At 72.3% G+C, this 6,755-nt stretch carries 5 protein-coding genes; all 5 read right to left on the bottom strand.

What is annotated here, in order from left to right; all coding sequences use genetic code 11:
• Positions 1-712, bottom strand: a 712-nt coding sequence (locus tag E1258_RS28510; protein ID WP_132406572.1) for an acyl carrier protein, incomplete at its 3' end; no start/stop codon positions are given.
• 12 nt (positions 713-724) lie between these two features.
• Positions 725-1,552 (bottom strand): methyltransferase domain-containing protein, encoded by an 828-nt coding sequence (locus tag E1258_RS28505; RefSeq protein WP_132406570.1) that lies wholly within the window; start codon positions 1,550-1,552, stop codon positions 725-727.
• Positions 1,553-1,577: 25 nt separating this feature from the next.
• Complete coding sequence (locus E1258_RS28500) at positions 1,578-2,393, bottom strand: alpha/beta hydrolase (RefSeq protein WP_132406568.1); 816 nt, start codon at positions 2,391-2,393, stop codon at positions 1,578-1,580.
• Between the two features lie 89 nt (positions 2,394-2,482).
• Positions 2,483-5,980, bottom strand: a complete 3,498-nt coding sequence (fabD, locus tag E1258_RS35245) for an ACP S-malonyltransferase (protein WP_132406566.1) — start codon at positions 5,978-5,980, stop codon at positions 2,483-2,485.
• The gene (locus tag E1258_RS28490) at positions 5,973-6,701 is read right to left on the bottom strand and encodes a 4'-phosphopantetheinyl transferase superfamily protein (RefSeq protein ID WP_132406564.1); all 729 of its coding nucleotides are present in this window, start codon (positions 6,699-6,701) and stop codon (positions 5,973-5,975) included. Before E1258_RS28490 ends, fabD begins: the two co-directional genes overlap by 8 nt.
• Between the last annotated feature and the right edge of the window lie 54 nt (positions 6,702-6,755).

The raw sequence follows: 6,755 nt of genomic DNA, 5'->3' as shown, positions 1-6,755 counted from the left end.
CGCGTACCCGGCTCTCCCCCGCCCACAGCGCGTCCGTCAGGGCATCCAGGTCCGGCAGGTCGGCGAACCGCCCGGAGATGCCGATCACGGCGATCGCGTCGCCGGGCGGGGCGTCGTCACCCGCCCCGTCGGCTCCGGTATTCGCCGCTGGCGCGGGCCTGGCCTCGACCGGCGCCGGGGCGGGGTCCACGCTCGCGGGGTCGGCCGGGCCGGGCAGCACCGACCGGACATGGTCGGCGAGCGCGGCCGGCGTCGGATGGTCGAACACCACCTCGGGGCCCAGGTTCAGGCCGAGGTCGGCGTTGAGGGCGTCCACCAGGTCGACCGACCGCACCGAGTTGATCCCCTGGTCCACCAGAGGCACGTCGGGGACGACCACGTCGACCGGCACGCTGGCGAGCGCCGCGACGTGCCGCCGGACCGGGTCGTCGAGATTGCCGTCGAGACCCGACCCGGAGACGGCGGGAGCGGGCGTCGGGGCGCGCCGCCGGTCGATCTCCTCGGCCAGCCGGACCGGCGTGGGGTGGTCGTAGACCACCTCCGGGCCCAGATCCAGTTCGAGCGCAGCGTTGAGCGCGTCGACGAGGTCCATCCCGAGGACCGAACCGATCCCCTGGTCGACGAGGGTTCCCTCGCAGTCGACCGTCTCCGGCGGCACGCCGAGCAGGCGCGCGACCTCCCCGACCACCACCGGTAGCACCACAGCCGCCATCGCTCCGTCTCCTTACCGGTCGGCCGCCGGCCGGCGGCCGGTGCCCAGGTGCAGTTGACGGATCAGCGCGTGTCCGTCGCCGCGCAGCAGGTCACGCCAGCGGCTGGAGACCAGCCCGAGGGTGCGGCTGCTCAGGTATCCGTCCCGAACCAGCCGGGACGGGATGCCCACCCCCTCGGAACGGGCGAACAGATCGTCGCCGACCAGGGCGCTGTGCGCGCTGATCACGTCGTAGTCGACGTCCACGAACCCGCCGGCGGCCAGCAGCACCGGCAGTTCCCGGCCGATCCGCGGGTTGCCGCCCTCGTCCTCCCGCGAGCGGCAGTACGCGTCGTACACCTCACGCAGCTCCGGGATGGGCGGGAAGCTCATCAGGTGCATCTCGAAGTCGTTGTCCACAAAGACCGCCCGGCCACCGGGGCGCAGGATCCGGTAGACCTCCCGGATCGCCGTCATCGGCTCGGGCAGGTGTTCCAGCACCAGTCGGATGACGGCGAAGTCGAAGGTGGCCTCCGGATAGCCGGTGTCCAAGATCGAGCCCTGCCGGACCGACACGTCCAGCCCCTGCTCGGACAGGTACCGAGTGGCCCGCTCGACCAGCAGCGGGTCGAGTTCCAGGCCGTGCAGGTCCAGACCGGGAAAGGCGGTGGCCAGTTTCTCCAGCAGGTAACCGGGCCCGCAGCCCAGCTCCACCACCGTCAGGCCGGCGGTCAGACCGTAGCCGGCGTACCGCTGGCTCTCCTTGGCCCAGAACAGTTCGACCTGGCCGCCCAGCCGATCGATCTCCGCGTCGACGCTCGCGCCGATCCTGCTCACGTCGTACGAGCCCGTTGTCCCCACTGACTGTCCTCTCTCGTACGGCGGGTCAGCGGGTCACACAACGGGGCAGGAAGGCCAGGATGTGCTCGGCCACTTCCTCCCAGCCGGTGTCCAACATGGCCGCGTGCCCGGTACCGGGCACCAGGATGGGCTCCACCCCGTACGCCCGGGCGGTCCGCTCGGCGACAACCGGCGAGAAGAACCAGTCCTCGGCGCCGGCGATCACCGTGATCGGCACCCGGATCGCACCCGGGTCGCGGACCACGCGCCGGGTCAGCTCCTTGCCCGCGCGCTGCGACTCGCGCTGCATCCGCCGTCCGTACGAGGCGAGCCGCTCGGCGGGCAGGTCACCGTGGAAGAAGCACGAGTAGGGGAACGTCTCGGGCGAGTCCGGCGCGTCCGGCGGCAGCTTGCCGCGGTGCAGCTTCGAAAGCTGCATCAGCGGGCGCATGCCGCTGCGCAGCCAGCCGAAGGCGGCGCCCTTGCTGAAGCCGTCCGGAGGCAACGAGGAGAGCAGCACCGCCCCGCGAACCCGGTCGCCGTGCTCGGCCAGGACCCGCTGTACGAGGCCGCCGCCCATCGAGTGGCCGACCAGCACCGGCGGCTCGTCGATGGTCTCCAGCACGCTGACCACGTCGGCCACGTACTCGGCCGTCCGGAACGAGTCGATCCGCTCGATGCCGGGGCTGCCACCGTGCCCTCGCAGGCTCGGCGCGTACGAGGCGTAGCCCCGGTCGGCCAGGTAGGGCTGAAGGTTCTCCCAACACCAGGCAGCGAAGTAGCCGCCGTGCACGAGCAGCAGCGGCGGCCCGACGGCCGCCGAGGTAGGACCGTCGCGCAGGACCTCCAGCGTTGGTTTCACCGGTGACGCCTTCCTGTAGTCAGGGAGTGTTGGCTCGACGGGACGCGGGGCCCCGGCGCGGAGGCACCGGGGCGTGGGGCGCCGGTGGTCTAGGTCAGGGCGGGGGCCAGCTCCTGCGGCGGCCGTGCCGCCGGCCGGACCAGGTCACGCATCCGCCGGTCGAGCAGTTCGGCGGTGCCGGCCATCAGGCGGTGGCCGATGTCGTCCACGTGCCGGGCCCGCCAGTCCTGCAACGGCGTGCCCTTGACCCACTGGTTGAACGCACCCAGCGCGGGACCGCAGTGCACCTGGAAGTCGACGGTGCTCTCCTCGTCGCCGTCGAGGGCGAGCTGGTTGGAGTAGGCGAAGTACCACTTGAACACCAGCAGCATCCGCTGCTTGGGGTTGGCCGCCGCACGGGTCACCTCGTCGGCGGACTTGTGCTGCCGGACCAACTCCCACACCTCGTCGAAGGTGCGCTTGAAGTAGCGCTGCTCCAACTGCTGGCGGGTCCGGGCGTCGATGTCGTCCAGCGAGTCGTACTGCCGGTACAGGCTGTACAGCTTGTTGGCCCGGGCCGGGAAGAACACCCCCCGGCGCAGCACCTGCACCCGGCTGCCCAACTCGAACATGTCACCGGCCGGGGCGTAGTCGGTGTCTTGGACGTTGATGTCCTGCAACAGGGCCTTGACCGGGTCGCTGGCCCCGGACTCGACGGTGCACTGGTTGATCGACCCGGTGACCAGGTAGTCAGCGCCCAGCACCAGGGCCGCCGCGGCGGCCTCCGGCGTGCCGATGCCGCCGGCCGCGCCGATCCGCACCCGGTCGTGGTACCCGTGCTGGCGCCGCAGGTCGTCACGGAGCCGCAGCATCGCCGGCATGAGCGCGTACGCCACCCCGCCGTCGGTGTGTCCGCCGGAGTCGGCCTCCACGGTCAGGTCGTCGGCCATCGGCAGCTCGGCGGCGAGCGCGGCCTGTTCCGGGGTGACCCCACCGGCGGCGAGCAGGGCCTCCACCACCCGCCGTGGTGCCGGGCTGAGGAAGGCGGTGGCCACCTCGGGACGGGAGACCTTGGCCATGATCCGGTTGCCGGCCCGGACCCGACCGTCCGGACCACGACGCAGCCCGGCCAGGCGGTACCGCACCAGCGCCGGGGAAACGTCCATGAACGCGGAGGCCTCCACCAGGTCGACACCCTGGGCGAGGAACAGGTCGATCTGTTCCTCCTCCCGCTCCGGGTCGCCGTGGCTGTGCAGCAGGTTGAAGCCGTAGGCGGTGCCGGCCGGCAGCCGGCGGCGCAGGTACTCGATGGCGTCGACCACGTCGGGGCGGCGCATCCCGCCGGTGCCGACGAAGGCCAGCATCCCGGCGCGGGCCAACCGCTCAACCAGTTCCTTCGAGGCGATGCCCCTGTACATGGATCCGCTGGCGTAGGCGTGCCGCAGCCCGTACGCGGCGCGGAACTCGTCGTTGCCGAGCGCGGTACCGCCGGTCGGCGCCGACGCCTCCCCGATCGCCCGGGTGCGGGCCGGCGCGGAAGCCGCCGCGACGGGAGCCACCACCGGGGTGACCACCGGCGGGATGACGGCCACTGGCGTGACGACGGGCGGCGTGACGGCCACTGGCGTGACGACGGGCGGCGTGACGGCCACTGGCGTGACGACGGGCGGCGTGACGACGGGCGGTGCGGAGGTTCGCACGGTGGGAGCGGCCGAGGCACGGGCCGACGGGACCGGATCGGCCAGGTCGTCGAGGACCAGCGGTGCCGCCTCCCGTTGGATGGCCCGGGTCAGGCCGGTGAGGACCGCGCCGGGACCGACCTGCTCGACGGTGACGCCCCGGGCCAGCAGATAGCGGACCGTGTCAGTCCAGTTGACCGAGCTGGCGATCTGGCGCACCAGCAGATCCGCGACGTCGGCGCCATACGGTCGCGCGGTGACGTTGGAGATCACCGGGATGCTCGGCGCAGGCAGGGTGAACCCGGCCAGGAACGCGGCGAATTCGCGCTGCGCGTCCCGCATGTAGCGGGAGTGGAACGCACCGCTGACGTTCAACGGCACGAACCGGGCACCGGCCGCGGTGAGCAGGTCCCGGCAGGCGAGCACGTCGGCGCGCGGACCGGAGAGCACCACCTGGGACGGCGTGTTCAAGTTGGCCAGGACGACCGTGTCCCGGCCGTCGCGGGCGAGGAGGGCGCTGACATCGTCGGCGGGCAGTCCGATCACCACCGCCATCCCGCCACCGGTCGCGGCACACATCAGCTCGCCCCGGCGGCGTACCAGGGTCAGGCCGGTGGCGAAGTCGAACACCCGGGCGGCGAACAGCGCGTCGTACTCACCCAGGCTGTGACCGGCCAGGAAATCCGGCTCGCGGCCGGTACGGGCGAGCTGCCGCAGGTAGCTCAGCGCGTTGACCACGTACAGCGCCGGCTGGGTGTACTCGGTCCGGTCCAGCCGCCCGTGCGGGTCCTCCAGACAGGTCTCCCGTACCGACCAGCCGAGCACCTCGTCGGCCTGGGCCACCAGCTCGGGGAACTCGTCGAACAGGTCCGCGCCCATGCCCTTGCGCTGTGCGCCCTGACCGGGAAAGACGTACGCGAGCATGGGTTGGTCCTCTCTGGTCTGGCCGGCCAGACCGCTCCGCCCTGCCGCCGGTGCCGGCGACCCCACCAGGTGGCACAGTTCGGCCAGGGTGCGGGGCTCGGCGTGGAACGGCGTGAGCACGGTGTGACTGGACCGCGACGCGACACTGTTCTGGCGCAGCGTCGCGGTCAGCGGGGTACCGGGGCCGATCTCGACGTAGCGGTGGCTGCCGACCGAGGCCACCGCACGCAGCGCGTCGACCGCGCGGATGGGCTCGCGCAGCACCCGCCACCAGTGCCCCGGCGGCAGCGCCGTCAGCGGCCCGCCGGTGGCGCAGGAGACCATCGGCAGGCGCAGCGGCCGCCCGGTGCCCACCTCCGACAGCCCGTCAAACTCGGGTCGGACCGCCTCGACGTACGCGGAGTGGAAGGCGTAGCCGACCGGCAGTCGCTGATGGGCGATCCGCCGCGCGTCGAGCAGGCGGGCGAGTTCGTCCAGGGTGTCCGGGGCGCCGGCGACGACGAAGTACTCCGGGCCGTTGACCGAGACCAGCTCGCACCGGTCCCGCAGCAGGGGCTCCGTGGCGGTCAGCTGCGGCGGCGCCAGCACCGCCATCATTCCGCCCGGCGGGCAGCTACGGATGACCCGTTCGGCGTGGCCGCAGACCAGGTCCAGTGCGGTCTCCGCGTCGAGCGCCCCGGCGATCGTGGCGGCGGCAACCTCGCCCAGGCTGGCGCCGAGCACGTGGTCGGGGCGGACGCCCCGACGGATCAGCAACCGCGCCGTCGCGTACTGCACCATGAAGATCGCCGGGTGGGTGTCGCGCAGGTCGTCGAAGGGCCGGCCGGGCGGCGTCGACCGGTCGTAGAGCCGGGTGAGGACCCCGTGCCCCCGGCGGGCCGCGAGCCGATCGTCGAGCGCGACGAGGTCGTCGCGGAAGTCCGGGTACGCCCGCCACAGCTCCTCGCCCATGCGCGGGTACTGCGAGCCCTGCCCCGGAAACAGGAAGACCAGGCCGTCAGCCAAGGCGCACCTCCGCCGGGCTGCCCAGGGTGCCGGCTGGCAGGGTCAGCGGGTCCAGCCGGGTGTACCGGGGCAGCGCCAACGCCAGGCAGTACGCGCCGAGCCGGACGGTCATCGCGGCGAACTGGAAGAAGTTGCGGAACTCGAACCGGACACAGCCGACGGTGGCGACCGCCGCCGAGACCTCCAGCAGCGGCATCGGTACGGTCAGCCCGGTCCGCATCGCCTTGGTCAGCGACTCCCGGGCGCTCCACAGCCGCACTGCCGCCTCCAGCAGCGGCAGTCCGAGCTGGTCGACCAGCGCCCGCTCGTCTCCGCTGAGCTGCCGCAGCAGGGTAGGCAGGCGGCTTTCATCGATCTGCTCCAGGTCGATGCCCATCGGATGCGCCTCGTCGAACGCGACGGCTGCGGCGGCGGATCCACTGTGTGTGATGCTCACCTGCACACCGGCCCGGGCGGTACCGCGCACGACCGGGTGGCCGAAAACTCCCCGGTCGATCCGGAATTCCGCCGGGTCCGGCTCGCCGACCAGCGCCGCGACCGCTCGCTTTCCCACGTACCGACCGATCAGATAGTCGCCACGGCGCTTGGGGTAGCGCAGGCCCGCCAGGTAACCGGCCTCCTCCAGGTGCAGGTAACCCGACGGTCCGTCCCCCCGTGGACCGTCGAACGCGTCCGTCACACAGAGCACGCCCCGGTGATCACCCTCTTTTCTGCGCAGCATCAGCTGACGCAAGAAATCCCCCACCTCGCCCCCCAGCGAAAACAACCCGTACTG

The sequence above is a fragment of the Micromonospora sp. KC207 genome (assembly GCF_004348615.1).
GTDB lineage: Bacteria > Actinomycetota > Actinomycetes > Mycobacteriales > Micromonosporaceae > Micromonospora.
Note: the sequence above shows the minus strand (reverse complement) of the source record. Positions and strands in the feature narration are given on the sequence as shown.